Below are 26,139 nucleotides of genomic sequence, written 5' to 3'. Positions count from 1 at the left end.
AATGCATTGTATTATTGTATTAAGCTCTTAATACAATAATACAGAAAGGGATTGGCCTATGGATTGGAATATTACGGGAGGCCGCCCGGTGTATCTTCAGCTGGTGGAGCAGATGGAACTGGCGCTGGTCAATGGAATTTTCCCACCCGGCAGCAAGATCCCGCCGGTGCGGGAACTGGCAGCCGAAGCCGGAGTAAACCCCAACACCATGCAGCGGGCACTGCAGGAACTGGAAGGCCGGGGCCTTTTGCAGGCACAGCGCACAGCAGGCCGTACCGTCACGGCCGATGCAGAAATCCTGCAGAGTTTGCGCCGTAAACGGGCAGCGTCACTGGCGGCGGAATTTCTGCACCAGATGCAGGCCCTGGGGCTGGATCGGGCGCAAACCGAGGAACTGCTGCGGCAAACCGCAGAGGGAGGAACAAGCGATGAATGAAACTGGAATCTACGAGGCGCGCGGCCTGTGCAAGCGGTACGGCCGCAAGATGGCACTGAACGGGGTCACCTTTTCTGTGCAGCCCGGCAAGCTGGTGGGACTGCTGGGGCCCAATGGCAGCGGTAAGACGACGTTGCTCAAGATCTCGGCGGGGTTGCTTACGGCCAACGGCGGCATGGTGCTCATTGATGGCAACGAGCCCGGCATCTGCACCAAGCGTGTGACCAGCTACCTGCCGGACCGAATGGCCCTGGCCACCGAGATGCGGGCGGCGGATGCCGTAAGCCTGTACGCCGATTTCTATGCTGATTTTGATGCTGTGAAAGCCCATGCCATGCTGGCGGATCTGCACATCGAGGCACAGGACCGGATCGGCGCCATGAGCAAAGGTACACAGGAGAAAATGCAGCTTTGCCTGACCATGAGCCGAGCGGCCAAACTGTATCTTCTGGACGAACCTCTGGGCGGGGTAGACCCGGCGGCACGGGAGTATATCCTGCATACGATTCTGCGCAATTACAGTGAGGATGCCGCACTGGTCCTTTCCACCCACCTGATCGGAGACATCGAAAAAGCCCTGGACGAAGTAATTTTCCTGAAGGAGGGCACTGTGCTGCAGCAGGTGGGCGTGGATGCTCTGCGGGAGGAAACAGGCCGCAGTGTGGATGAATATTTCCGGGAGGTATACAAATGCTGACCAAGTTGCTGAAATACGAGTGGAAAACCACCGCACGGGTACTTCTGCCGGTAGGGGGCGGCGTGCTGGCCTTTACGGTGATTACGGGAGTCGTCAACGCGATTCTGAACCGCCAGAATGGTCTGCCCGCTCTGGTAGACTTCTTTCAGGCGGCGCTGAATATGATTGCTTTGCTGGTTCTGATCTTTATGTTGGGCGTCTGCGTCTTTGTCAATGTGCAGCGGTTTTACAAACTGCTGGGGGAACAGGGGTATCTGATGCTGTCGCTTCCGGTAGCTGCCTGGAAACATATTGCGGCCAAACTGATCTGTGCGTGCGCCTGGTCGGTGATCAGTGTGGTGTACCTGATGGGGTGCGGCTGCATTCTGGGCGGCAGTCTGGGAAACTTTTCCCTGAATCTGGGGGACGGGGTGACACTTCTCAGTCCGGCGGGCGCGGCAGCCTTCTGTATGGTGACACTGCTGCTGCTCGCCCTGCTGGCCGGCGTTTACCTGGAATTTTATCTGGCCTGCGGCATCGGTGGGCAGTTTGGTCAGCAGCGTTTGCTGGCCAGCATCATTGCCTATTTCGTGCTGGGCTTTGCGGAACAGATCCTGGGTTCGATTTTACTGATCTTTGTGGCGATAGGTGCCATTCAGATGAATGTTGCCGGCTGGGCATCGTTCTTTTACACGGTGGATTCCTTCTGGGCAACGGTCTACCTGTTTGGCATCATCCTGATTTTGGTTGTAGCGGTGGATGCCATCAAGTGGGCAATCACCCAATGGCTGATGACCCGCCGCCTGAATCTTGCCTGATCTGATTATAAAAGGAGTGTGCTTTATGGAAAAACGTCAATATGTCTGTCCCAAGTGCGGCTGCACCGAATACGAGGCCGATCGCCTGCAGGCTACCGGCGGCAACTTTGCCAAGCTGTTCGATGTGCAGAACAAAAAGTTCGTCACCATCAGCTGCTGCCAGTGCGGTTATACCGAGCTGTACAAGCAGCAGGGCGGCGACGGATGGGGATGTGCTGGATTTCCTGATCGGCGGCTGATGCCAAAGGAGGCAATGGCATGAAAAAACGGAGAGGGTTCCTTTTGCTGGTGGCAGTGCTTACAGCACTTCTGCTGTGCGGCTGCAGCCAGTACGATGATAAATACGATGAGGGGGATTTCCTGACCGACGGAATGAATCATTACACGACGGTTATGTGGTGGGGAAATACGCAGGAAGATGGGACTTACGCCCTGGATGTGGGCAGCTTTTCCGGCGTCAGAATCCTGGGTTCCTTTACGGTGGAGAAGGACCAGACCTTGTGCGAAGTGACCTCCACCCTGATCGGCACCAAGGGGGAAGCCAAGCTGCTGGTGGTCAATGCCGAGGATAAGACCCTGAACGCCCAGTGGCCGTTGGACAGCCAGAACCCGATGACCGTCACTTTGCCGGCAGGCAGGTATGATCTGCGCATTGCCGGCAAAAGTGCCGGGTTCGAGGGACAGGTCAGCCTGTCCCTGAACGGGCAGACGGTATCCTGGGACAATATGCTGGAAAAGCTGGAAGAGATGGCCGCCGATGGACGGAAAGAAAGGACCGATCCGCCGCGGGAAACCTTCGACGATGAGCGGAAAGCTGCATAGTGTACAGTTTTACCGAAATATGAAGGATTCTTTACCCCGATGTAAAATATGGCTGTTGACAAACCCTGCAGCTGCCGTATAATGTATTCTGTGTGCATCTGGGGGTAAATCTGATCGTACCCTGCCACATTGGCGTTGTACGTGCTGCTTGTAGCGACTTTTCCGGGTGGAAAAGACCGTGTAACAAACCTTTGCGGGGCGGCATAAAGCACGCTGACCCGCAGGGGAACGCAGGCGGCCCGAGCCGCAAGAGACTGCAGACCTGCTGCGGGAAATTCCGCAAAGGGGGATGCAGTAATATGGACGAAAATATCATCGTATCACTGAAAGACATTGTTGTCGATTTCGACGGGCAGAAGGTCCTGGACGGACTTTCCCTCGACATTCACGACAAGGAGTTCGTGACTTTCCTGGGGCCTTCGGGCTGCGGTAAGACTACAACTCTGCGTGTGATTGCCGGGTTCATCACCCCGAAATCGGGCAATGTCTTTTTTGATGGCAAGGACATCGCGGATCTGCCGCCCTATAAGCGCCAGGTCAATACGGTGTTCCAGAAGTATGCGCTTTTTCCGCACCTGAACGTGTTTGAAAATGTGGCTTTCGGGCTGCGGCTGAAAAAGCTGCCGGAGGAGGAGATCCGCCCCAAGGTACTGGAAATGCTGGAGATCGTCGGCCTGAAGGGCTTTGAACGCCGCAGCATCCATCAGCTGTCCGGCGGTCAGCAGCAGCGTGTGGCCATTGCCCGCAGCCTGGTCAACCAGCCGCGGGTGCTTCTGCTGGACGAGCCGCTGGGCGCTCTGGACCTCAAGCTCCGCAAGGAGATGCAGTTGGAACTCAAACGCCTGCAGCGCGAAATGAATATCACCTTCGTCTACGTCACCCATGACCAGGAGGAAGCGCTGACCATGTCAGATACAGTTGTGGTCATGTCGGGCGGCAACATCCAGCAGATCGGTTCTCCCCAGGACATCTACAACGAACCCCGCAATGCCTTTGTGGCACGGTTCATCGGCGACTCCAACATTGTGGACGGCGTCATGATCAAGGACTTTCTCGTAAACTTCGGCGGTCATGACTTCACCTGCGTGGACCGCGGCTTCAAACCCAACGAGCCGGTCCAGGTGGTCATCCGCCCCGAGGACGTGCAGATCGTGCCGCCTTCCATCGGCATGCTCACCGGTCTTGTCCGGGAAGTGATCTTCAAAGGGGTGCATTTTGAGATGCACGTGGATGTGGAAGGCTACGAATGGCTGATCCACTCCACCCAGGCCAGCCAGCCCGGCGAACTGATCGGCATGAATATCGGCCCCGACGAGATCCATATCATGGCCCGTACGGAGGTGTAAGCGATGCTCAAATCCAAAACCTCCCGCTGGCTGGCGGGCCCTTACCTGGTGTGGATGGCAGCCTTTATCGTGGTGCCTCTCTTCATTGTCATCTGGTATGCCCTGACCAATGCCGACGGGCAGTTTACGCTGGACAATCTGACCCAGATCGGCCGATACTCCAGTGTTTTTGCCCGCAGCCTTATTCTGGCGGCGGTGTCCACTGTCATCTGCCTGATTCTCGCGTTCCCGGTAGGATATTTCCTCTCCCGTCTGCGCGCCAACAAGCAGCATATCATGCTCATGCTGGTCATGCTGCCCATGTGGATGAACTTTTTGCTGCGCACCTACGCCTGGATGACGCTGCTGGAAAAGAACGGCCTGATCAACAAATTTTTTGGCCTCTTCGGCATCGGCCCTTTCAATATGATCAATACTTCCGGCGCTGTTGTGCTGGGTATGGTCTATAACTATCTGCCTTTTATGATTCTGCCGATCTACACGGCCATGACCAAGATCGACGACTCCATCATCGAAGCAGCCCAGGATCTGGGCTGCAATGTCTGGCAGATCCTCTGGCGGGTCCTGGTGCCCCTCACAGGCCCCGGTATCGCCACCGGCATCACCCAGGTCTTTGTGCCGTCAGTCTCTACCTTCATCATCAGCCGCATGCTGGGCGGCGGTTCCAATCTGCTCATCGGTGACCTGATCGAACTGCAGTTCCTCGGCAACTCCTACAACCTGAACCTGGGTTCTGCCATGAGCCTGGTGCTGATGGTCATCGTGCTGCTCTGCATGAGCTTCACCTCCAGCTTCGACGAGTCGGAAATGGAAGGGGTGATGTGAGATGAACAAAAAGCAATCGGTCATTTTGCAGCGCACCTATATCATCCTGATCTTCTGCTTCATGTACCTGCCTATTGCGGTCATGATCGCCTTCAGCTTCAACGAAAGCAAATCCCGCGCCAACTTTACCGGCTTTACACTGGATTGGTATAAGAGCCTCTTCCACAACGAAATGATCCTCTCGGCACTGGGACTCAGCCTGGTGCTGGCGCTGGTTTCCAGTGTGCTGGCCACCGTGCTGGGTACACTTGCCACCATCGGCATCAATTCCATGAGCCGACGCACCCAGCTGATTGTGAACAACATCAGCTATGTACCCGTTGTCAACCCCGAGATCATCACCGGCGTATCGCTGATGCTGCTCTTTGTCATGGCACAGAACTTCGGCGTCGGCGGGGACGGGGGCCTCTTCGGCTGGCCCACGCTTATCATTGCCCACATTACCTTTAATGTTCCATATGTGATTTTCAATGTTGGCCCCAAGCTGCGGCAGCTGGATCCCAGCCTGTATAATGCAGCGCTGGACCTGGGCTGCACACCGCGGCAGGCTTTCTTCAAGGTCATTTTGCCGCAGCTTTCCCCGGCGATTCTGTCGGCATTCCTCATCTGCCTGACCTACTCCATCGACGACTTCATGATCTCGTATTTCAACTCCGGCACGATGCAGACACTGCCCATCGCCATCTATTCCATGACCCGTAAAAAGGTCAGCCCCGAGATCAACGCCTTGTCGGCAGTTATGTTCTGTGTGATCCTTGCCATTATCCTGATCTCCAACGCGGCGGATTCCCGCGCCTACCGCAAAAATCAAACGGCAATCCGCAAAGCCATGCAGGAAGAGGGGGCGCGCTGAGATGAAAGCTGAAAAACTGTTTGCCGCGGTCCTGGCCGCCGGCATGCTGGCAGCGGCCGCGGCACCGGCTGCCATGGCGGAAGAAGAGACCATCGCCGTCAATGACGATATCTCGGTCTCCGCGGATTATGACTGGACCCGCTTTGCCGATGACAACATCACCCTGAACGTCTACAACTGGGGCCTGTATATTTCCGATGGTTCCGATGACAGTGTGGATGTGGTTTCGGCCTTCGAGGACTTGACCGGCATCAAGGTCAATTACACCACATTCGATTCCAACGAGAGTCTCTATGCCAAGATGAAATCCGGTGGCGCCACCTACGATGTGATTTTCCCGTCGGACTATATGGTGGGAAAAATGGCCGAGGAAGGCATGCTGGCTCCGCTGGATTTTGATAACATTCCGGATTTCGCCGGTATCGGTGAGGAATATCTTGGTTGGGACTTTGATCCCGAGAATACCTACAGCGTTCCCTATACCTGGGGCACCACCGGACTGATTTACAACACGACCCTGGTGGATGAAGCACCTACCAGCTGGGCGGCACTGTGGGATGTGCAGTACGCCAACAATGTGCTGATGTTCAACAACTCCCGGGACGCCTATGCCATTGCCGCGAAAAAGCTGGGCTATTCGTTGAACCCCGGTTCTGTGGAAGAAGTTGAAACCGTCATGCAGGAGCTCAAGAACCAGAAGAGCGTGGTTCAGGCCTATGTCATGGACGAGATTTTCGACAAGATGGAGGGCGGCGAAGCCGCTATGGCGCCCTACTATGCAGGTGATGCCCTGACGATGATCGACGAAAACCCGGATCTGGCCTTTGTGCATCCCAGTGAAGGCGTAAACTTCTTTGTGGACAGCATGTGCATTCCATCCAACTCCAACAACAAGGAAGCGGCGGAACTGTTCATCAACTATATGTGTGAACCGTCGGTGGGTCTGGCCAACTGTGATTATATCGGCTACTCCACGCCCATCACGGCGGTATGGGAACAGCTGGATGACGACCTGAAATACAGCGAGATTGCTTATCCCGGTGAGGATGTGATGAGCAAGGCCGAAGTCTTTACCACACTGCCCGACGAGATCAACGCGGCATTGGACTCCCAGTGGAGTGAGATGAAGAGCTACGAAGAGGGCGGCAGCGGCTGGATGGTCGTCGTGCTGCTGGCCTTGGCGCTGGTGATTTCCTTCTTCAACATCTGGCGCAAACTGCGCAAAAAAGTACGCGACGACTATTGATTCTGAATGGAAACCGCAGGGAAAAAACCTGCGGCTTCTTTTTTTGCATTTCCCGGGACAACGTGCTATAATACTAAGAATTGACAAAAAACAGATTGTTTACGAGAGGGAGGGGCCGCCATGCCGGAACCGATTACTACCTATACCCAACAATATACCGTTTACCGCCACGACGGCGATCATCATGGCAATGTAAAACCCGGTGCGCTGCTGCGCTACGGCCAGCAGATTGCCACCATTCACGCCGAGGCAGTGGGCCTCAATGACGCTTTGTATGCGGCCACCCATACGGCGTATGTATTGGCCAAACAGGCCCTGCATATTGACCGTACGCCCCATGTGGATGAGGTCCTCACTGTCACCACGGAGCCGGAGCGGTGCAAGCGGGCCGTCAATAAGCGCATCACGACCTTCTATGATGCCCAGGGTAAGCAGGTGGCAGTGCTGGACAGTCGCTGGGTACTGATTGATACCGAAAAACGGCTGATCCTGCGCAAGCATCCTGAACAGTTCAACGACCAGTGGGCACCGGATGTACCGTTTGAACTTCCTATGAAGATGGTAAAAGCAGATCCTGCCGATTGTGAGCGGATAGGGGACTGCGTGGCGACCTATTCCCGTTGCGATATGAACGGTCATATGAACAATACCCGCTATGCGGATATCCTCTGCGATGCGCTGCCGTGGGACGTATGGGACCGGGGTGAGGTCAGGGACCTGAAGATCTACTATCACCGTGAGATCCCCCGCGGTGAATCCTTTACGCTGCTGCGTGCGCAGACGGCGGAAAATCAGTTTTATTTCTGCGGAGAGAGGGAAGAAAAATCTGCCTTTGAGGCAAGCATCACATTTGCTTGACGCCGTAAACCCAACAAGCCGCCCCCGGTGAAGATAAAACCGGAGGCGGCTTGTTTTTTGTTTTCGAGATGGTTGGCACAAACGATCAATTTTTTAAGAGGCAAATTTTCTGGAGAAACGAAAAAGAGGCAAGAAAAAGGCTGAACTGTGACCCTGTATTTCCGTATGCCATGCTGTTTTACAGGCAGGATTGGACCATGGCTTTTGTCGCAAAAGATAAGGGGCCCGGGACCGAGCCGATGGCAACGGACAACGGCATCTTCTTCGCCGGAATATCGAATCAGGGAAATCCCGGCGGCCTTCGCTCTTTCAGGAACGGCCTGAACCGGTTTTGGTCGGCTCTCATTGGCTGCCATCCCTCCAGCGGGTGCAAACCAACCCGTGAGAAAACGGGATACCTCTCCAAAGCCAGAAACGCCGGTTTCTTTTCTCTGGGTCGGAAGGCTCACTTTTTCTATGCTGCTGGCAGTTGTTGTGTTTTTTCCGCTCTCGTTACTTCTCTTCAAGGATAATTATAGTGCCTGAATTTTCTCCTTGCGTTTTGTCATAATTATGTCTTCTGTTCCAACATACTGTGCTTTTCTTTACAACCATGGAAAAAGCAGTATCAGTCAAAAGAGGAAAGCCAGTCCCTTGTGAAACCATTGTTTTGCCCGGCCTGTTGTTGTGCTTTTTGATTTTCAATCACACCGAACGGCATCAAAAGGGAATGTTCAATCTCGGATTGGAAGAGAAGTTTCGGGTTCCGGATCCTATCATCGCGATTTACTTTTTTCCAGTAAGTATCATAATCATAGATGGTGGATAGTGTCTCGAAGAGAAGCGTCAAAGACCCGTATTTCATAATACACTTATTCAAGCTATTCAAGAATTGCATGTTGGCTTTTCCTTCCATCATGCCTTCATCTTTGCTTTTGACGTTTCTGCGACAAAAATAAGCAGAAAGATTCAGGATATCTTCATAGGCTTCTTTCTGACCGGGCGTCAACTTCGCATCGAGCTCCTTCTCATCAATAAACCGCTGAAGTGCCTGGATCATGCTTTTCTTCGTATCGGCATCTTGGGGAACGAGAACATCATTGGAATCATCCTCAGCCTCTGCCTCCACAAAATGCGCCTCATAGATGTCTTCTTGGCTTGTGCTGGATTCAGCCTGGGTTATACAGGAAGTGTACAAACGATAGTTATCCATATCCTCCAGGATGGACTTCCACAGATACAAAACAGGGGAGGCTTTTGTCTTAGCTACCGGAATGACAACTTTTGCATAGCGTCCGGCAACACCAAGGAACCAACGGCGAAGGCCTTTGCACTCATAGATGATTTCATTCATCAGTTCAAAGAACTGCTGGTCTCCACCATCGATCAGCGTATTTTTTCCTCTGGCTTTGCCGGCCATACTTGTCATTGTATTGATAATGACATCTACCGCTTCCAGTTCCGAAACGGTCAATTCATTCTTCAAAGAAGCAAGTTCCGCACGGATCTGAATTTCCTTTTTCAGCTCTGCCGGCCTCTTTCCAAACGAATACGGAATGGTTGTTTCCGGGGAAGACACATAGCCGAAAGACATAACAGAAGAATCGTCCTCATCCACTGTTTCGGCGATCGGATGATTTTTTCTCTTCCTCCTTTTGGAAATCGTAGAAGCAATGTCGGTGAGATTTTGTGCAGCTTCAGTCTGCTCGACCTGCTCGATCTGAACAGAAATTTCTACAACTTTCGATTTTGCCTTTTTATAAACAGCATAATCAAAAAGAATATCTGTATGACCGTTTATTTCGCTTTTAGCCTTATCCAAAACCGTTCGCCGGATATGGGCCCAGTTTGTGGCGGAACAGTCAACCTGTTTGCGCAGGTTGTCAATATCCCACACCAAAGGCTTTCCCTTGGCCTTGTTTTGAAGATACAAATTCTGATAGCTCTTGCAAAGCTCATAAATTCTGACACTGTACTGACTTTTCATCAGCATGATGTAGGTTACATCCATTGTTGTATAGAACTCTTTGAGCTGAATCAGATGCGGTTTCAGGAAGGGGCTTAAAGTCAGTGTGATTTTCCCGGTTCGTTTATCAATGGTACTTCCATCGATCCAACGGAACATAGTGATTTTTTGCGTTCCTTCAATCCGGATCCATTGAACCGGAGTGCTTGCAATATCAGAAATGTTTTTTTTGACCTGATTATACATAGACCCATTATGAGGGTCCACGCCACAGAGCTTCAGAAATTCGTAAATCGACATTTCGTACCGAGGAAGTTCCGTATCAGACGGTTTTATCATTGCAAAAATGTGGAGCATCAATTTCTGCTGGCTCAGCGTTAAATTGTACATCGCATTTTGAATGAGTTCGTTAGATTTACGGACAACGGTCTGATTCCCCCGTTCTCCGTAAGTAGCGACTGTTTGTTCCTGCTCTTCAAAATCTTCTGCAAGGAGAGAAGAAAATTCTGTAGAGGTTTTTCGACTTGCCACGAGCAATGCTCCTCACGTATTATCTTTTTTTCTGTTAACCCGCAAGATGATACCATATTGTGCCAAGTCCGTCAATTATTGTAATCCTCGACACAGTTTCTGAATTTTCGCATAGATTCCCTGTTTGTGTTCTTTTATGTCCCTTTATATATTTAGTTTTTTAGCTTTATAAGGTAGGATGTGCCAGGAATAACAACCAAAATGTGCAGAAAATAACCACTTTTCTGGTGCGGCTATAACAACAAATATTGTTCTCAATTTTACAATAGGCAAAGAATTACAATAAAGAAAAAATCCGCAAATGTGCGGCGAATAACAATGATTTTTATGAAAATAGGCTGCAGATAACAATGCGGGGAGACAAAGCACAGTGGTGAAGTCCCGAAGTGCGAAAAACCAAAAAGATGTGCTGATCATAACAACTCTGCAAAAGAAATTCTGAAAAGATAAAGGTGTGCTGAAAATAACAACGGCGAGGACTGGCAAATGTGCTGAAAACAACAACTTTTCCAAGTAACTGTGTGCGGGATAACAACGAGGGGGAGAGGAGAAAAAGAAATTCGGTTTATCAGGTAAATGTGCAAAGGATAACAACGCCATGGAAAATGTCAGAAAGAGAGAAAACGGAAGGAAAAGGGAAAAAAGGAGAAAAGAAAAAATACGATACAAAGAAGAAAAAGTGAAAACAAAGCTGCAAAAAACAAGATGTGTCGTTAATAACAACAGGGGAGGGGGCTTTGTTGGATGTGCTGAGAATAACAATAGCAGAGGGGGAAGAAGGAAGGAAAGAAATGTGCTTTTCATAACAACATCTGATGGGAAAAGCTGCGAAAACCCAATTTTATGTCAGGTTCTGCTTGTCTGCAAGGGGAGTAAAAGGCGACGGTTAGAAAAAGTTGTTATCTTCAGCACAATAGAATTCTTTTTCATAGGCGCGGAGCACGCAATCATGGCCGCAAAGAAAAAAGCTACGGATATATTGTTATAAAAAGCACATCTGCCGAAAAATAAATTTTGCGTTCCTGTTTTGTAAAAGAAAGCGACTGCAAGAAGTACGTAGATCCATTTCAGGAAGACAGCGGACTTGGACGATGTTGAAGGCCGGAACCCTTGCGGGTAGAGAAGGAGACACAGAGAAACACTTTGTCGCGGGAGGAAAATAGTGACTTCATTTCTGGGCAAAGGTACGGAAATATTAGGAAAGAGTTTTTGGTCTGTGCGTCAAAGCGTCTTTCCGATGCGAGAAAACAGAACGAATAAAGAGAAGGGGATATAGAAAGGGACTTTGATCGCGGCTGATACAAAGCAAAATCAGAAAATCCGCAAGGTAGACGATTCTAAATCACTCTTTATGGACCTTTGTCTCCAGTCCGGGAACCTCTTTTTGCAAAATCAAGGGAACTATCGAGGTCAAATTGGACAAAATAAATTGTCATTTTTTGTGTTTTTGGACAAAATAAAGTGTCACTTTTCAAAAATTACAAATTGTTAACAAAACACTATTGACATCTGGTGACAAAAAGGTTACAATTTAGTTGCAAGCTAAGCAACACCCCAAGGTTGCAAAGCTCCCCCAAATTGTTATTATCTCATTTTTTCATGTGTTCTTCTCCTCCTTTCTTTGAAACCCCCGCCCATCCCTCAGGGCGGGGGCTTCTTTTTGTTTTTTCGTAAAAAAGGGAAGCAACCTATTGAAAACTATAATATTATATGGTATATAATATATAGAACCATATAGGAAGGGGGCGGTGTCATGAAACGATACGCTTATCTCAGCCGGCTGGAGGAATTACTGGCGGATTTTCCACAACAGGAGCGGCGGAGGATTTTGCAGCATTATGAAGAGTACTTTAAAATGGAAGGGCCTGATCAGGAAGAAGACATCGCTGCTAAGCTGGGGGAACCGGAAACGGTTGCCCAGCGAATCCGACACGAGCGGAAGGACCTTGAACAGTCAGCAGGAATTCGCGGGAAACTTCTCTTGGCGGTGTCGGCCCTGCTTCTGGTCATTGTGTTGGCTGTCGGTATCGGTTATCTGTCGAAGGGGTGGCCGCCGGCCACCTTGCAGATACCGCAAACCACCGCATCGGTGCGGGGGGAACGCTCCTGAAGGCGCAGTGTCTGAATACTTTGATAAAATTGCATACGCAACAGGAAAGGAGGCCGACGCATGGCCATCAATACCGGCGCTGCGCTGCTGGATGCCATTGTGCTGGCGGTCGTTGCGCGGGAAGAACATGGAACTTACGGATACAAAATCACCCAGGAAGTACGGCAGGTGCTGGATCTGTCGGAATCCACGCTGTATCCGGTGCTGCGCCGCCTGCAGAAAGATGGTTGCCTGACAGTGCGGGATGAGGCGTATAACGGCCGCAACCGGCGCTACTACGAAGTGACACAGGCCGGTCGTGACCGGCTGGAAGCGTTCCGCGCAGAATGGGATGCTTACACAAGCCAGATCAACAAATTGTTTAAGGGGGAGCCGTTATGAGGAAGTATGCCTATCTGGCCAGGCTGGAAGAACTGCTGACTGCACTGCCTGCCGAGGAACGGCAGGAGGCTTTAAACTATTATGAAGAATACTTTGACGCTGCAGGCAACGAAAACGAGGAAAAGACGGCGGAGGAGCTGGGGGACCCGTCGGAAGTGGCCCGCAAAATTCTGGAAGGGGAAGGCATAGACCTCCAGGATGTGCCGGAGGAAACGGGAACACCGAAGGAGGAACTGTCTGATCCGACAGCTCCACAGTTGGGTGAGAAGGTGTCGGCTGCGCCGCCTGCAGGGCCGGAACCGCCGAAACTGGAGGAGCCTGCGCAGTATACCACCAGAGGAACATCCGAGAATCCACCGGCACAAAAGCGTGGAAAACGCCGGTTGTGGATTATCTACTGGCTGCTCATTGTGCTGGCGTTGGCCATTCAGATCAGTGCTCTTTTATTTGGATTGCGAGGCTTTTCCAACCGGGGTGGGGATACGGCGTCTGTGGCGGTCAGTGCGGTTCCTTCGGTGGAGGAACCAGAAGTGACTCCAATTCCCACGGCCGGCACGGGGCTGGCGGCGGAAGGCTCCGTTACTTACAGTGGTGTTCTGGATGCACCCGGCAAGGGAACGCTGTTTGTTAATCTGACGCGGGGCAATGTGGTCTTCAGGACCGGCGATCAGGCCTCCGTGGAAGTCCGCAACGTGGATGTGGGCCACAATGTCAATTACGGCAAGACGGTGGACTACGGATATGCGTTTGTCTGTGACAGTACCGATCCCAACACCCACGTAACGATCACATTGCCGTCGGATGCCTTTGAGCGGCTGGAAGTACACATCAGCAACAGCGGCGCTATTGAATTAGGAGAACTGCATATACGGCAGATCGATGCTTTTACGGCCAGCGGCCCCATCCAGTCTGGCTGTTTGCAGACGGAGGATTTGAACGTTGTGACGGATATCGGTAACGTCTGGCTTGAGAAGATTTCCAACGGCGCAGACTATCAGATGCAGAATGTATGCATACAGGCTCCTCATGGGTATGTGGCGGCCAATTTCAGCGCCCCTCGCAATGAATGGAAAACCAATATTACAGCCCCCGACGGAATGGTGGAAAGCACGGTATCCGCATCAAGCGAGACGGTGGCAGCACGTTCTCTGGAAGTGGTGGCGGCCAGTACGGTGAACCTGAAATACGGTGTATGAGAATCACATAGACGAGGAAAACAAACAATTCAAACAAAAGAGTGTTGATCAAATTGTGCAAAACGACGATTGACAAGACTGCTTCAATCTGGTAAAGTAATCGTATTGAGAATGCAGTGATGGGGAGAAAGCAATTCCCAGCCAGCTTCAGAGAGCCGCCGGAAGGTGCAAGGCGGTGCGGCAGGTTTTGCGTCACTGGCCCCGGAGCAGCCGCGTTGATGGCCGGATGGCTGTAGGTGCGGACGGAACCTGACCGTTATCATGCAGGCGCGATTCGCCCGATAGAGGCCGATCGTACAGAGAGGCCGCCCGTTTGTACAGTGGCGGCAATGAGAGTGGTACCGCGGGGTACAGCAATTTGTATTTGCTCCCGTCTCTCAAAGGCAAAACGCCTTTGGGGGACGGTTTTTTCATGCCTCCTTCAAGGGCACACGAAACCTTGAAGGAGGCATTTTCTATGATGGACGCAACCAAGTATGCAGTAGGATATTATCCGCCGCCGGTAGAGCCGGGCCATGTGTTCCAGTGGACGCAGAAGGACCATATTGAAAAGGCACCCGCCTGGTGCAGTGTGGATCTGCGCGACGGAAACCAGAGCCTGATCGTTCCCATGAGTCTGGAGGAAAAGCTGGAATTTTACGATATGCTGGTGAAGATCGGCTTCAAGGAAATCGAAGTCGGGTTCCCGGCCGCCAGCGAGACCGAATATGAATTCCTTCGCAAACTGATCGAGGAGAACCGCGTTCCTTCCGATGTGACGCTGCAGGTGCTGACCCAGTGCCGCGATCATATCATCCGCAAGACCTTTGAGGCGGTCAAGGGCGCGCCCCGGGCCATCATCCATTTCTATAATTCCACCAGCGTGGCCCAGCGGGAACAGGTGTTCAAAAAGTCCAAGGAGGAAATCAAACAGATTGCGGTAGACGGTGCCAAGCTGGTCAAACAGCTCAGCGAAGAGTACGAAGGCAATTTCCTGTTCGAGTACAGCCCCGAGAGTTTCACCGGCACAGAACCGGAGTACGCTGTGGAAGTCTGCAACGCCGTGTTGGATGTCATGCAGCCCACACCCGACCGTCCTATGATCATCAATTTGCCGGTCACGGTAGAGATGAGCATGCCGCACGTGTACGCCAACCAGATCGAATGGTGCTCCAACCATCTCAAATACCGAGACAGTGTCATTCTTTCCACCCATCCCCACAACGACCGCGGCTGCGGCGTGGCGGACGCGGAGCTGGCCGTATTGGCCGGTGCCCAGCGCGTGGAGTGCTGCCTTTTTGGCAACGGCGAGCGTACCGGCAATGTGGATGCCATCACGCTGGCCATGAATATGTACAGCCACGGCGTGGACCCGCACCTGGATTTCAGTGACATGCCGGCCATCTGCGAAGTTTACGAGCGTGTCACCCGCATGCACGTCTACGAGCGCTCTCCTTATGCCGGCAGCCTGGTCTTTGCGGCATTCAGCGGCAGCCATCAGGATGCCATCGCCAAGGGCATGACGTGGCGCAAGGAAAAAGGCGAGCACCGTTGGACCTGCCCCTATATTCCGGTGGATCCCCACGACATCGGCCGGACCTACGACGCCGACGTCATCCGCATCAATTCTCAGAGTGGCAAGGGTGGCATCGGGTTCCTGCTGCAGCAGAACTACGGCTACAATCCGCCGCCCAAGATGCGTGAGGACCTGGGGTACCGCGTCAAGGAAGTCAGCGACCACGAGCATCGCGAGTTGGGTGTCAAGGAAGTGCTGTACGTCTTTGAAAAGACCTACCTCAACCATACCAATCCCTTCAATGTGACGGAAGCGCACTTTGTGCAGAACCCCGATCATACCATCACGGCCAACATTACCGTTTCGGCCAATGGAAAGACCGCCGCGTGCACCGCCACCGGCAATGGTCGTCTGGATGCTGTGGCCACGGCCATTGAGCAGCAGACCGGCATGCACTTTACGCTGGTCCATTACAGCGAACATGCGCTGGATTCCGATACCGATTCCCGTGCCTGCTCCTACGTTGGCCTGAAATGGGCTTCCGGTGAGGAGACCTGGGGCTGCGGTACGCATACCGACATCATTGTAGCTGGTATCCGTGCCCTTGTCAGTGCCATCAACAACAAGTAAGGTACGCCATTACGAAAGGAGCAGTTCATCATGGGAATGACCATGACCCAGAAGATCCTGGCCGCTCACTGCGGCGAGAGCACCGTCAAGGCAGGCCAGCTCATCAACGCCAACCTGGACATCGTGCTCGGCAATGATATCACCACGCCTGTGGCCATCAATGAGTTTGAAAAGGCCGGCTTTGATTCTGTTTTTGACAAAACCCGCGTGAACATCGTGCTGGACCACTTTGTCCCCAACAAGGATATCAAGAGCGCCACCCAGTCCAAGCAGTGCCGTGAGTTTGCCAACAAATACGACATTCTCAACTTCTACGACGTGGGCCAGATGGGCATTGAGCATGCTCTTTTGCCTGAAAAGGGCATCGTCACGGCAGGCGACTGCATCATCGGTGCTGACAGCCATACCTGCACCTACGGCGCAGTAGGTGCCTTTTCTACCGGCGTGGGCTCCACCGACATGGCCGCCGGAATGGCCAAGGGCGTGGCCTGGTTCAAAGTCCCTGCCGCCATCAAAGTGGTGCTCAACGGCAGCCTGCATCGCCCGGTCACCGGCAAGGATGTGATCCTGCATCTGATCGGCGAAATCGGCGTATCCGGTGCGCTGTACAAGAGCCTGGAATTCACCGGGGATGGTGTGAAGAGCCTGACCATGGAGGATCGCCTCTGCATCTGCAACATGGCCATCGAAGCGGGTGCCAAGAACGGAATCTTCCCGGTGGACGAGATTTGCGAAGCCTACCTCAAGGGCCGCAGCCAGCGCCCCTGGGTCAAATATGAGGCGGACCCGGATGCCGAGTACGAGCGCACCGTCATCATCGATCTGGATACGCTGGAGCCCACCGTCAGCTATCCTCATCTGCCGGAAAATACCCATCTGGCCAAAGAGGGCAAGGACATCAAGATTGATCAGATCGTCATCGGTTCCTGCACCAACGGCCGTATTGAGGATATGCAGGCCGCCTACGAGATCCTCAAGGGCAAGCATATTGCCAAAGGCGTGCGCGGCATCATCATTCCGGCCACCATGGCGGTCTACAAGGAATGCATCCTCCGTGGATATACCGAAGCCTTCATTGATGCCGGCTGCATCGTTTCCACGCCCACCTGCGGCCCCTGCCTGGGCGGTTATATGGGCATCTTGGCGGCCGGGGAACGCTGCGTTTCCACCACCAACCGCAACTTTGTGGGCCGCATGGGCCATGTGGATTCTGAGGTCTACCTGGCCAGCCCCGCTACGGCGGCAGCCAGCGCATTGACCGGCTACATCACTGATCCCAGGGAGGTTTGAACATGAACGCCAAAGGACCTGTTTTCAAATACGGCGATAATATTGATACCGACGTCATCATTCCCGCACGCTATCTGAACACCCAGAGCGCTGCAGAGCTGGCCAGCCACTGTATGGAAGATATTGACAAGACCTTTGTCACCCGGGTAAAACCTGGTGATATCATGGTGGGCGGCGAAAACTTCGGCTGCGGTTCCTCCCGGGAACACGCACCGCTGGCCATCAAGGCCGCGGGAATCAGCTGCGTCATCGCCAAGAGCTTTGCCCGGATCTTCTATCGCAACGCCATCAATATCGGTTTGCCGATCCTCGAATGTCCGGCAGCCAGTGAAGCCATCTCGGAGGGGGATACCGTCAGTATCGATTTCGATACCGGCGTCATCACCGACGAAACCACCGGGCAGACCTTCCAGGCGGCACCCTTCCCGCCCTTCATCCAGAATATCATCGCCAAAGGTGGCCTGATGAACAGCCTGAAATAAGAGGGGCAGGAGGGAAGAACTATGAACAAGAATATTGCATTGATTTACGGCGATTGCTCCAGCCCCGAGATCGTCACCCAGGCGGTGCGTGTGCTGGACAAGATCGCTGCCAAACACGGCCATACCTTTACCTATACCCGCGCCTACATGGGCGGGGAGGCCATTGACAAATTCGGGGATCCGCTGCCAGCTTCGGAGCTGGAAAAGTGCAAGGCGTCGGACAGCGTCCTGCTGGGAGCCATCGGCGGCCCCAAGTGGGAGGGCATGCCCGGAGACAAGCGTCCCGAGAAAGGTCTGCTGCGCCTGCGTGCCGGTATGGGACTGTATGCCAACAACCGACCGGCCAAAATCTGGCCGCAGCTGGCGGCGGCCAGCCCTCTGAAAGCGGAGATCGTGGCCAAAGGCATTGATTTTATCGTGGTGCGGGAGCTCATTGGAGGTGTTTACTTCGGCGAACACAAAACCTATGAGGAAAACGGCGAGAAAGTAGCCGTGGACACCATGCCCTATGCGGAACATGAAATTGAGCGCATCGGCCGCATCGGCTTTGAAACGGCGATGAAGCGCCGTAAGAAACTGACCTGTGTGGATAAGGCCAACGTGCTGGATACCAGCCGTCTGTGGCGCGCAGTCATGCATCGGCTGGCCGCCGAATATCCCGAGGTGGAATACAGTGAGATGTTTGTGGACAACTGTGCCATGCAGATCTGCAAAAATCCTGCGCAGTTCGATGTGATCGTGACCGAGAACATGTTCGGCGACATCCTTTCTGATGAAGCCAGTGAGATCACCGGAAGCATCGGCATGGTGCCGTCCTCCTCCCTGGGGGAGAGCAGCTGCGGATTGTATGAGCCCATTCACGGTTCGGCACCCGACATTGCCGGGCAGGATGTGGTCAATCCCATTGCCTGCATTTTGTCGGCGGCCATGATGCTGCGCTACAGTTTTGATATGCCCGCAGAGGCCGATGAGATCGAGGCGGCCGTCAATGCGGTGCTGGACAAAGGGCTGCGTACCGCCGACATGATGGCGGAGGGCTGCACCCAGGTGGGATGCACCGCCATGGGCGACGCGATTCTGGCAGAACTGTAAGAGCCATTTCCCGTTCATCCCGTAAGGGATGACGATTCCAAAATATTTGGCGGGTGTTCCGCCGGATAAAAGGTAGTGGAGGAGAAGGGAATACAGCATCCCGGCGGCATTATGCCGCGAACTGCTGGTGCGGCGATGCATCGTATGTGCGTGCGGTGCATCCGGAACAGAGAAACACCCCCGGAAGCAGGCCATGTGCGGGCCGGTTTCGGGGGTGTTTTGTCTTGTCAAGAGGTCTGTGCTTCCTGCCAGGGGTGGTGTTTTGCCCAGCGATTGTAATAGAAAGTCTGCCAGAGCTGACAACCGACAGCCCATACCAGCTCATAGAGAAAGGCACCCAGATAGCTGATGGTTCCGGGAATTCTTTGCAGCAGATAGACCGGCAGTACAAAGCAGGACAAGATGATAACAACAATCAAAAGCAGATACCACGCCGCCTGCGCAATACTTCCATAGCGGATTTTGATTTTCAGGCTCATGCGATGAAACCAGGCGTAGACCAGCAGCCAAACCATAAACTGGAAGGGAGCGGAGAGGATCCGGAACAGATTGAGGTCCTGACTGCCGGGCATCAGGCCTGTCAGCAGATAAAGAACGGCAATGAAGAGCAGCCATTTGGGATACCAGATGCAGATGTAGTCCAAAGGCGTGCCACGGGGCAGATCGGGAACCAGTTCAAGCAGAAAACGCTCTATGTCGCCGCCCACTTCTTCCTGCAGGGTACGGCCTTCCAGTTCACACCGGGCTGCCATATCGATCAGATCCTTGCGGACGCGCTCGATTTCGTAGCAGTTCCAGGTCATGCAAAGCATATACTTTTGGATGTCCCTCAGCGTACGGCGGTTGTCGGCATTCAACGTTTCGGTGCTCATGTCATTGGATTTCTGCAATATTGTATACTGATTTTCAAAAAACATACCGGGTCACATCCTTTCGTTTGTGGAAGAGAAGGGGAACACTCAATCTTGCAGGATGGCATCGATGCTGGCGGATGTCTCCCGCCAGGCTGCCATGAATTCTGCCAGATATTGTCGGCCGTCGTCGGTCAGGGTGTAGTATTTGCGGCTGGGACCGCCATGCCCGGCCCGGTATTCGGCCTGGATCAGTCCTTTGCGGTCCAGACGTAACAGCAAGGGGTAGAGGGTGCCTTCCGTCAGATCGGTGAAACCGCTTTCCCGCAGGGTGGTGGCAATGGCATAGCCGTACGTGGCTTCCCGGGATATGATTTTTAAAATACATCCTTCCAGCGTGCCTTTGCGAAGTTGCGACTGGTCAAACATCCACTCACCTCCACTACCTTGCATTACCATGTTCTTCTGACTATATTGTATCGCAAGGTACTACCGCTGTCAAGCATAAAATGTAAAAGCGGCAGCCGTTTTGGCTGCCGCTTTGGCGGAATTAGATGCGTTTGGAACGAGGCCGGTACCACAGGTTGGTCAGGGCATTGAAAAAGCGGTTGACCGGGGCGCTGTAAAGAATGCACAAGGTGCCCAGTGCCTCCAGCACGACCCAGGCGATAATGATGGCAACAGGTTTTTGCCGGGCGGGTTCATAGAACCCCAGATCCACCAGAAACGTCAGGATGGGCAGGTGCAAAAGATAAATCGACAGCGTGCGCCGTCCCAGCGGTGCCAGAATGCGGGCGCCGCCCATCACGGATACCAGTGCCACGCTGGTCACAATACCCACCAGCAGGAACAGGGCGCGGTCGGATAAGGCGTATCCTTCCCCATAGGGAACATCATTGAAAATATTTGCACTGTCGCTGGGTGGATTCTCGGCCTGCAGCATCTGCAGGAAGTGGAACCCGTAACAACCCAGCAGCAGAAGGGCGGGCACTACCCGAAGGGCCCAGAACCGACTGGCCGCACGATCCAGCGCGTCGATCTGCGGACGGAACAGGACACCGAACGCATAGAACGGGAAGAATGCAAACACCCGCACCAAGGTGAACGGCCAGTCAATGGTCCCCGCCCACAGGCTGATGCCGACGGCCACAGCGAGACCCAGAACGGCACCCGGCAGTCGCAGTCTGTCCCGCAGAAAGGTCAGGGCGGGCAAGGTCAGATGCCAGAACAGAAGAGCGTACAGATACCACATGTGCCGCCATGGAAGCAGAAACGCCATCAGCAAACCGCCGGACGCAGAGAAATGTTCCTGCAGCACAAAAGTGCGGAAAACCAGCATAATGGCCTGCCCCAGCAAATAGAGCCAAAGCTGCTGGGCGATGAGCTTGCGCAGGCTGAAATGCGCCACCAGGCCGCTGCACATGCAGAACAGTGCCATATGGAACCAATAGATGGTCACAAAGGTAGCACCGATCAAATGAGAACCCAATCGATACTGCTCCATGAAATGACCGAACACGACCAGCAGAATTCCCAATCCCTTCAGGACATCGATATAATCCCGCCGCGGAGAAGCGCTTTGTTGCTGTGCCAAGACAGTCCCTCCTTATCAAAAAGTGCGGGCTGAAACCAGCCCGCGCTGCGGTTATGCGTTGTTATGCCTGTTCCCAGGGAGAACGGATGATTTCTCCGGAATCCACTTTGGTGTAGGCAGCCACTTCGGCGCCGGCCTTGACGATACCGCCCGGTGCCACGTGAACACCCCGGCCAAGAAGGGCATCGTGGTCTACGATAGCGCCGCCGTTGACGATGCAGCCGGTGCCAAGATGGGTGCCGGCTCCAACATAAGCCTGAGGCAGGATCACGCAGCCGGGTTCCAGCACAGCGCTGGGACTGACCGATGCGGCATCGCTGATATACACAGGAATGTCGTAGCCAGCGGCTGCCAGTTTTTGCAGCAGCGTTACCCGCAGTTCGTTGTTGCCCAGGGCCACAAACGCCGGACGACCGGGCCGGAGCAGGGCAGGGTCCGCGTAATCCCGCAAGGTGCCGGCACAGCCGGGAGCGTTGTCATCCAGGAACTGGGGCTCCCCCCAGCCGTCCTCCAACAGCCAATCGGCCAGCTGACGGCCGAAGCCTCCTTTGCCCAGAATGAGCGGGCTGCGGTGGAAAGAATGCAACGGAAAGACAGTCATCTTTATCCCTCCTGTACGGTGTCGGAAACGGTACCGTTGTCGGCCGTTTCTTCGGTGGATGCACCGGCGGTTTCCGCAGCGGTGGAATCGCCTTCCGTGGCGGTATCCAGGCTGGTGCGAGGATGAACCGCCAGAGGATCCGGCAAAGAATCGTTGGCCAGATCCTGCAGCACCTGAGGAACACCGGGGAAGAACCGTTCGATGCCGGTGCCGGAGCAGTGCAGGCCATCGAAGAAATCCGTCTCCTGCAGACCCTCGATGCATTCGGGATCGTAGCTGCCATACAGCGGAATATTGTTGTCGGCTGCGTACTGCCGCACCCAGTTTTCTACCTGGAAGAACCCTTTGTGATTATCCGGTTCGGTTAGCAGATATCCGTACAGATAGGGATGCCACGGAGACAGAACCAGGATTACGGTGGTGCCCTGCGATTGGGCGTACTGGATGAAGGATTCAAATGCCTGAATCTGCGTTTCGCTCAATTCGTCGAACCCTTCCATATGTACGCTGTTGAAGCTCATGCAGGCTTCGGCGGCCAGGGTCCGGATCTGATCGGCATTCTGACTGCGGAAAGCTACATCGTACAGAACGCTGCCGTCTGAGCGCTTGATCGTGGAGGTCTGGTTGTAGGGATCGCCCTCTACCGGGTTGAATTCGATGACATTGCCGTCATCATCGGTGACGGTGGCCTGGCCGTGGTTCTTGACGTAATAATCCACATTTCCCTGGAAATAGGCCGGATCCGCCAGGGCACGCCATAACTCCACCTTGTCCGGTTCCTCGTAATCTGTGGGGACATTCAGGACTTTGGTCAGGAATTCATTGTAGAGGTCAGCGTCGGCGCGGGAATCGAACGCGGCTTCGCTGCCGTAGAAAACCCAGGGATCCAGACTCCAGATCAGAACATCCGGCGTCTTTCCATAGCTGACCATCTTGTAATAACTGGTCATGTTGTCGCGGACATCGGCGCCGGTCACGCCCATATTGAAGAAGCTGTCGATGCCGGTGTTCTCACGATTGAACTGGAGCACCCGGCTGGAGCCGATGCCGATGGCCTCCGGCGCTTCGGGAACATCCTGTGCGTACAATTGTACGACCTGACGTTCGTCCATCTGCTCGAAGTTGGTCACATCGTATCCTTCCAGCATCAGATCGACAATACGGCGGGGCGCCAGAGCGCCCTGGAAGAGGCCGCTGCGGTCTACATTGTAGCTGAAAGCGACCATAAACACGAGAATGGGCACCAGCAAAAAACACTTGAAGGCGGTTTTTGCGCCAAAGAAGAGGCGGCGCGCCAGACCGCGCAGAAACCAGAGAAAGGGATTGATACGTTTCTTCTTCCGACGGGGGCGGGTGGGCGTCGCCGTGGGGGCACCGCGATGAATTTTAACAGGCGGTGTGGGAATGGGAGTAGGGGAATTTGCGGGCATAAGTACACCGCCTTTCGTTAGTATTGCTGATAGATGAAAGCGGACTGACCGAACGCCGCAAAGAAGAGGATGGCGGCGGCCGCCGTATAGTACAGCGTCCAGCGCAGAGGCCAGACCTGCTTACGGATCCAGGCAGAAATGTTCTGGCCGGTATGTTCCACGGCGAAGACCACAAAGCAGCCGAACCAAAGCACCACCGGCAGACGCCCGTCGATGCCGGAATCATAGAGCAGGGCAGTGATCTGATGCCAGCTTCCCGCCAAGCCCTGCCACCCTTGCAGCATGGCGCTGTAGATGGCAAAGGGATCCGCATTATAAAGGGCACTGGCAAAGAAAACCAGCGTAACGCAGAACAGCACGTTGGTGCACAGGATCTGCCATAACGTCTTGAACCAGCCTGCGCGATACAACGGGTTGATACGGCCAAGGGCGCGCCGGGGACGGGCTGTCAGGACACTGAAGGCGGAGATCAGGCCGCAGGCTAGGCCCCACACCAGATAACGCCAGTCGGCACCGTGCCAAAGGCCGGAGCAGAGGAAAACGATAATGATATTCAAATAGTGACGCCAGGGAGCGCAGCGGCTGCCGCCCAAAGAGAAGTAGACGTAGTCCCGGAACCAGCCGGTCATGGAGATATGCCAGCGGCGCCAGAACTCGCCGAAGCTGCGGGATTCAAAGGGAGACTGGAAGTTTTCAATCAGGTCGTATCCCAGAATACGCGCGGCACCGAGGGCGATGTCACAGCACCCGGAAAAATCCATGTACAGCTGGATGGCAAACAGGACGGTGGCTGCCACCAGATTGGGACCGCTCATCTGGGTGGGGTCACCGTATACGACCGAGACATACTGGCTCAGGTTATCGGCGATCACCATTTTTTTGGTGTAGCCCCACAGCATCCGGAAGGCGCCGCCGGCGCAGCGGTTGTAGCTGAAGCGGCGGCTTTTCTGAATCTGGGGCCGCAGCTGGGGATAGCGCTCGATGGGGCCATTGATGAGAGTGGGAAAGAAACTCACAAAGAGTGCATAATGGAAAGGATTGGTTTCCACCCGGCAGCGGTGCTTATAGACATCGATGGTGTAGCTCAGAGCGGCAAAGGTGAAATAGCTGAGACCCAACGGGGCCAGCAGATTGTCACGCCGGGCCAGCCAGCTGCCGCCCAGACTGTCCGCCAGAAGGTTCCAGTACTTATAGTAGACCAGCACACCGATGCCGAAAGCTATGGCGGCCACCAGCGCAATCACGCGCACCGCGCGATTTTTGACCCGGCCGATGACAAGGCCGCACAGCCAGGTGATCAGTGTGGCGCTCAGCAGGACCCAGACCAGCGGTCGGTTGGCCGGATCATAGCAAAAAAATGCGTAACTGGCTGCCAGCAGAAAATAGGGGCGCGCAATGCGTGGCAGCGCATAGTGGATCAGGGCCGTTGCTGCAAAAAAGACGATAAACAGCAGCGAGGTGATCGTCATTGACTGGTCCCCGCTCAGAAAGGCGAGAACCTGTTCCCAGGTGATTGTCATACTCTCTCTCCGTTCACACAACCGATAACCCGCCGCAGGGTCACTGTTTTTCTTCCAGGTCGCGCACGCGCTTTTCCAGGATCGCGTTGGCCTGGGTCAGACGTTTGCACTTGTCCGCCAGCTGACTGATGGCAATGCTCAGGGACAGCAGCACCACCAGAACAAAGCAGAACATCAACAGGAATACCAGATTGACCGGCATCTCGATGTCCAGAAGATCCCGCAGCACATAGATTACATAAGGAAAAACGGCGGAGACCACCAGACCGACAGCGAGAGCCAGCCATAAAAGACTGTATTTGACGCTCATCAATCCGCGCTTGAGGAAGACAAAGATGATAAGCAGCAGCGCCACGGCGCCCAGGATCATAAAGAATTGCAGCTGTGGTGTCATGCCTTGCCTCCCCGCGTTTTATGGATGGAAAAGCGGTCGATGATCAGGGCCAGTGAGACCTTGACCATATAGTAAACACTTTTGAAACTGGAAATGCTGGACACGCCGCCTTGCCGTTCCCGCATGACGACGGGAGCCTCGCCGACCGAAAAACCAGCCAGGCTTGCGGCCAGAACTGCCTCCGGCTCAGGATAGTCGGAAGCATAATGCCTGGCAAAGTAGGAGGTCATGCGGGCATTGGTGGCACGGAATCCGCTGGTCACATCCAGCACCCGCTTGCCGCAGAGCAGGCAGATCAGTCCGCTGAGAAAGCGGATGCCCACACGGCGCATGAAACTGGTCTGAAAGCCTTCCTTTTTGATAAAGCGGCTGCCGATGCACATATCGTACCGGCCATCCAGAACGGGGCGCACAATTTCCTCCAGGTAAGCGGGGTCATGCTGCCCGTCGCCATCCATCTGGACTGTTACGTCATACCCGTTGCGTACGGCATACAGATAACCGCACTGCACGCCGCCCCCGATACCCAGGTTGACAGGCAGATCCAGAAAAGGATATCCCTGGCTTTTCAGCAGCGCAGCGCTGCCGTCGGTGGAACAGTCGTTGATGACCAGAAAATCCACAGTAGGGCAGGCCGATTTCAGTCGCTCCACGGTGTTGACGATGTTTTCCTCTTCGTTGTAGCAGGGAATCAGCACCAAAATTTTTTCGTCCAAA

Annotated in this window: 27 protein-coding genes, 1 pseudogene and 1 other annotated feature; of the genes and pseudogenes, 18 read left to right on the top strand and 10 right to left on the bottom strand. The window is 54.0% G+C overall.

Going from position 1 to position 26,139, the window contains the following annotated elements; translation table 11 throughout:
• Window positions 1-58: 58 nt before the first annotated feature.
• The 10 genes and pseudogenes from NQ490_RS01505 (at window position 59) to NQ490_RS01460 (ending at window position 7,880) form a co-directional block, all read left to right on the top strand.
• Entirely contained in the window at window positions 59-436 is a 378-nt protein-coding gene (locus NQ490_RS01505) for a GntR family transcriptional regulator (RefSeq protein WP_007047045.1), read from the top strand.
• Window positions 429-1,133, top strand: a complete 705-nt coding sequence (locus NQ490_RS01500; RefSeq protein ID WP_007047044.1) for an ATP-binding cassette domain-containing protein — start codon at window positions 429-431, stop codon at window positions 1,131-1,133. Before NQ490_RS01505 ends, NQ490_RS01500 begins: the two co-directional genes overlap by 8 nt.
• Window positions 1,127-1,930 (top strand): hypothetical protein, encoded by an 804-nt coding sequence (locus NQ490_RS01495; RefSeq protein WP_007047043.1) that lies wholly within the window; start codon window positions 1,127-1,129, stop codon window positions 1,928-1,930. The genes NQ490_RS01500 and NQ490_RS01495 overlap by 7 nt, the downstream gene beginning before the upstream one ends.
• 25 nt (window positions 1,931-1,955) lie before the next feature.
• A pseudogene (locus NQ490_RS01490) lies at window positions 1,956-2,169 on the top strand (zinc ribbon domain-containing protein).
• Between the two features lie 19 nt (window positions 2,170-2,188).
• A complete protein-coding gene (locus NQ490_RS01485) occupies window positions 2,189-2,752 on the top strand; it encodes a hypothetical protein (RefSeq protein WP_007047041.1) in 564 nt (187 codons plus the stop codon).
• A 299-nt stretch (window positions 2,753-3,051) separates the two neighbouring features.
• Window positions 3,052-4,098, top strand: a complete 1,047-nt coding sequence (gene potA / locus NQ490_RS01480; RefSeq protein WP_007047040.1) for a spermidine/putrescine ABC transporter ATP-binding protein — start codon at window positions 3,052-3,054, stop codon at window positions 4,096-4,098.
• Between the two features lie 3 nt (window positions 4,099-4,101).
• Window positions 4,102-4,923, top strand: a complete 822-nt coding sequence (locus NQ490_RS01475; RefSeq protein WP_007047039.1) for an ABC transporter permease — start codon at window positions 4,102-4,104, stop codon at window positions 4,921-4,923.
• Window position 4,924: 1 nt separating this feature from the next.
• Complete coding sequence (locus tag NQ490_RS01470; RefSeq protein ID WP_007047038.1) at window positions 4,925-5,776, top strand: ABC transporter permease; 852 nt, start codon at window positions 4,925-4,927, stop codon at window positions 5,774-5,776.
• A gap of 1 nt (window position 5,777) precedes the next feature.
• Window positions 5,778-7,022, top strand: coding sequence for an ABC transporter substrate-binding protein (locus NQ490_RS01465; RefSeq protein WP_007047037.1), 1,245 nt, complete (start codon window positions 5,778-5,780; stop codon window positions 7,020-7,022).
• A 120-nt stretch (window positions 7,023-7,142) separates the two neighbouring features.
• A complete protein-coding gene (locus tag NQ490_RS01460; protein WP_007047036.1) occupies window positions 7,143-7,880 on the top strand; it encodes an acyl-[acyl-carrier-protein] thioesterase in 738 nt (245 codons plus the stop codon).
• On the opposite strand, the gene NQ490_RS01455 is transcribed toward NQ490_RS01460, so the two are convergent.
• On the bottom strand, window positions 7,820-8,386 hold the full coding sequence (locus tag NQ490_RS01455) for a hypothetical protein (RefSeq protein ID WP_147644674.1): 567 nt from the start codon (window positions 8,384-8,386) through the stop codon (window positions 7,820-7,822). The two genes, NQ490_RS01460 and NQ490_RS01455, sit on opposite strands and share 61 nt — an antisense overlap.
• A gap of 101 nt (window positions 8,387-8,487) precedes the next feature.
• Window positions 8,488-10,356: a replication initiation protein gene (locus NQ490_RS01450; RefSeq protein ID WP_040917713.1), complete on the bottom strand. Its 1,869-nt coding sequence runs from the start codon at window positions 10,354-10,356 to the stop codon at window positions 8,488-8,490.
• Between the two features lie 598 nt (window positions 10,357-10,954).
• On the opposite strand from NQ490_RS01450, the gene NQ490_RS01445 reads away from it, so the two are divergent.
• The 8 genes from NQ490_RS01445 (at window position 10,955) to leuB (ending at window position 19,032) form a co-directional block, all read left to right on the top strand.
• Window positions 10,955-11,344, top strand: a complete 390-nt coding sequence (locus tag NQ490_RS01445; protein ID WP_007047031.1) for a hypothetical protein — start codon at window positions 10,955-10,957, stop codon at window positions 11,342-11,344.
• Window positions 11,345-12,109: 765 nt separating this feature from the next.
• On the top strand, window positions 12,110-12,466 hold the full coding sequence (locus NQ490_RS01440) for a DUF1700 domain-containing protein (protein ID WP_007047029.1): 357 nt from the start codon (window positions 12,110-12,112) through the stop codon (window positions 12,464-12,466).
• Window positions 12,467-12,526: 60 nt separating this feature from the next.
• Window positions 12,527-12,847, top strand: coding sequence for a PadR family transcriptional regulator (locus tag NQ490_RS01435; RefSeq protein WP_007047028.1), 321 nt, complete (start codon window positions 12,527-12,529; stop codon window positions 12,845-12,847).
• On the top strand, window positions 12,844-14,043 hold the full coding sequence (locus NQ490_RS01430) for a DUF1700 domain-containing protein (protein WP_007047027.1): 1,200 nt from the start codon (window positions 12,844-12,846) through the stop codon (window positions 14,041-14,043). The genes NQ490_RS01435 and NQ490_RS01430 overlap by 4 nt, the downstream gene beginning before the upstream one ends.
• A gap of 107 nt (window positions 14,044-14,150) precedes the next feature.
• Window positions 14,151-14,424, top strand: a binding site (T-box leader).
• A gap of 76 nt (window positions 14,425-14,500) precedes the next feature.
• Complete coding sequence (locus tag NQ490_RS01425) at window positions 14,501-16,168, top strand: 2-isopropylmalate synthase (RefSeq protein WP_040917711.1); 1,668 nt, start codon at window positions 14,501-14,503, stop codon at window positions 16,166-16,168.
• A gap of 30 nt (window positions 16,169-16,198) precedes the next feature.
• Window positions 16,199-17,458, top strand: coding sequence for a 3-isopropylmalate dehydratase large subunit (leuC, locus tag NQ490_RS01420; RefSeq protein ID WP_007047025.1), 1,260 nt, complete (start codon window positions 16,199-16,201; stop codon window positions 17,456-17,458).
• Window positions 17,459-17,460: 2 nt separating this feature from the next.
• Complete coding sequence (leuD, locus tag NQ490_RS01415; protein ID WP_007047024.1) at window positions 17,461-17,940, top strand: 3-isopropylmalate dehydratase small subunit; 480 nt, start codon at window positions 17,461-17,463, stop codon at window positions 17,938-17,940.
• A 21-nt stretch (window positions 17,941-17,961) separates the two neighbouring features.
• Entirely contained in the window at window positions 17,962-19,032 is a 1,071-nt protein-coding gene (gene leuB, locus NQ490_RS01410; RefSeq protein ID WP_007047023.1) for a 3-isopropylmalate dehydrogenase, read from the top strand.
• Window positions 19,033-19,259: 227 nt separating this feature from the next.
• Here the strand turns inward: leuB and NQ490_RS01405 are convergent, their stop codons facing one another.
• From NQ490_RS01405 to NQ490_RS01370, 8 genes are all read right to left on the bottom strand, one after another.
• On the bottom strand, window positions 19,260-19,949 hold the full coding sequence (locus NQ490_RS01405) for a hypothetical protein (protein WP_007047022.1): 690 nt from the start codon (window positions 19,947-19,949) through the stop codon (window positions 19,260-19,262).
• 42 nt (window positions 19,950-19,991) lie between these two features.
• Complete coding sequence (locus tag NQ490_RS01400) at window positions 19,992-20,342, bottom strand: PadR family transcriptional regulator (protein ID WP_007047021.1); 351 nt, start codon at window positions 20,340-20,342, stop codon at window positions 19,992-19,994.
• Between the two features lie 91 nt (window positions 20,343-20,433).
• The gene (locus NQ490_RS01395) at window positions 20,434-21,477 is read right to left on the bottom strand and encodes an acyltransferase family protein (protein WP_007047020.1); all 1,044 of its coding nucleotides are present in this window, start codon (window positions 21,475-21,477) and stop codon (window positions 20,434-20,436) included.
• 61 nt (window positions 21,478-21,538) lie between these two features.
• On the bottom strand, window positions 21,539-22,078 hold the full coding sequence (locus NQ490_RS01390) for a PglD-related sugar-binding protein (protein ID WP_007047019.1): 540 nt from the start codon (window positions 22,076-22,078) through the stop codon (window positions 21,539-21,541).
• Window positions 22,079-22,080: 2 nt separating this feature from the next.
• Entirely contained in the window at window positions 22,081-23,508 is a 1,428-nt protein-coding gene (locus NQ490_RS01385) for a hypothetical protein (RefSeq protein ID WP_007047018.1), read from the bottom strand.
• 17 nt (window positions 23,509-23,525) lie between these two features.
• Entirely contained in the window at window positions 23,526-25,028 is a 1,503-nt protein-coding gene (locus NQ490_RS01380; protein WP_007047017.1) for an MBOAT family O-acyltransferase, read from the bottom strand.
• A 40-nt stretch (window positions 25,029-25,068) separates the two neighbouring features.
• Window positions 25,069-25,422: a DUF2304 domain-containing protein gene (locus NQ490_RS01375; RefSeq protein WP_007047016.1), complete on the bottom strand. Its 354-nt coding sequence runs from the start codon at window positions 25,420-25,422 to the stop codon at window positions 25,069-25,071.
• Window positions 25,419-26,138, bottom strand: a complete 720-nt coding sequence (locus NQ490_RS01370; RefSeq protein ID WP_007047015.1) for a glycosyltransferase family 2 protein — start codon at window positions 26,136-26,138, stop codon at window positions 25,419-25,421. The genes NQ490_RS01375 and NQ490_RS01370 overlap by 4 nt, the downstream gene beginning before the upstream one ends.
• Window position 26,139 lies beyond the last annotated feature (1 nt).

It is taken from the genome of Subdoligranulum variabile, from assembly GCF_025152575.1.
Classification (GTDB): domain Bacteria; phylum Bacillota; class Clostridia; order Oscillospirales; family Ruminococcaceae; genus Gemmiger; species Gemmiger variabilis.
This window is presented reverse-complemented; position numbering and strand designations above follow the sequence as displayed.

Coding starts and splice junctions, on each gene's coding strand:
- NQ490_RS01425 (WP_040917711.1), top strand. CDS start 14,501: ATGATGGACGCAACCAAGTATGCAGTAGGATATTATCCGCCGCCGGTA.
- NQ490_RS01445 (WP_007047031.1), top strand. CDS start 10,955: ATGGAAAATGTCAGAAAGAGAGAAAACGGAAGGAAAAGGGAAAAAAGG.
- NQ490_RS01485 (WP_007047041.1), top strand. CDS start 2,189: ATGAAAAAACGGAGAGGGTTCCTTTTGCTGGTGGCAGTGCTTACAGCA.
- NQ490_RS01475 (WP_007047039.1), top strand. CDS start 4,102: ATGCTCAAATCCAAAACCTCCCGCTGGCTGGCGGGCCCTTACCTGGTG.
- NQ490_RS01470 (WP_007047038.1), top strand. CDS start 4,925: ATGAACAAAAAGCAATCGGTCATTTTGCAGCGCACCTATATCATCCTG.
- NQ490_RS01465 (WP_007047037.1), top strand. CDS start 5,778: ATGAAAGCTGAAAAACTGTTTGCCGCGGTCCTGGCCGCCGGCATGCTG.
- leuD (WP_007047024.1), top strand. CDS start 17,461: ATGAACGCCAAAGGACCTGTTTTCAAATACGGCGATAATATTGATACC.
- NQ490_RS01400 (WP_007047021.1), bottom strand. CDS start 20,342: ATGGTAATGCAAGGTAGTGGAGGTGAGTGGATGTTTGACCAGTCGCAA.
- NQ490_RS01495 (WP_007047043.1), top strand. CDS start 1,127: ATGCTGACCAAGTTGCTGAAATACGAGTGGAAAACCACCGCACGGGTA.
- leuC (WP_007047025.1), top strand. CDS start 16,199: ATGGGAATGACCATGACCCAGAAGATCCTGGCCGCTCACTGCGGCGAG.
- NQ490_RS01375 (WP_007047016.1), bottom strand. CDS start 25,422: ATGACACCACAGCTGCAATTCTTTATGATCCTGGGCGCCGTGGCGCTG.
- NQ490_RS01405 (WP_007047022.1), bottom strand. CDS start 19,949: ATGTTTTTTGAAAATCAGTATACAATATTGCAGAAATCCAATGACATG.
- NQ490_RS01460 (WP_007047036.1), top strand. CDS start 7,143: ATGCCGGAACCGATTACTACCTATACCCAACAATATACCGTTTACCGC.
- NQ490_RS01430 (WP_007047027.1), top strand. CDS start 12,844: ATGAGGAAGTATGCCTATCTGGCCAGGCTGGAAGAACTGCTGACTGCA.
- potA (WP_007047040.1), top strand. CDS start 3,052: ATGGACGAAAATATCATCGTATCACTGAAAGACATTGTTGTCGATTTC.
- NQ490_RS01435 (WP_007047028.1), top strand. CDS start 12,527: ATGGCCATCAATACCGGCGCTGCGCTGCTGGATGCCATTGTGCTGGCG.
- NQ490_RS01385 (WP_007047018.1), bottom strand. CDS start 23,508: ATGCCCGCAAATTCCCCTACTCCCATTCCCACACCGCCTGTTAAAATT.
- NQ490_RS01505 (WP_007047045.1), top strand. CDS start 59: ATGGATTGGAATATTACGGGAGGCCGCCCGGTGTATCTTCAGCTGGTG.
- NQ490_RS01390 (WP_007047019.1), bottom strand. CDS start 22,078: ATGACTGTCTTTCCGTTGCATTCTTTCCACCGCAGCCCGCTCATTCTG.
- NQ490_RS01380 (WP_007047017.1), bottom strand. CDS start 25,028: ATGACAATCACCTGGGAACAGGTTCTCGCCTTTCTGAGCGGGGACCAG.
- NQ490_RS01500 (WP_007047044.1), top strand. CDS start 429: ATGAATGAAACTGGAATCTACGAGGCGCGCGGCCTGTGCAAGCGGTAC.
- NQ490_RS01440 (WP_007047029.1), top strand. CDS start 12,110: ATGAAACGATACGCTTATCTCAGCCGGCTGGAGGAATTACTGGCGGAT.
- leuB (WP_007047023.1), top strand. CDS start 17,962: ATGAACAAGAATATTGCATTGATTTACGGCGATTGCTCCAGCCCCGAG.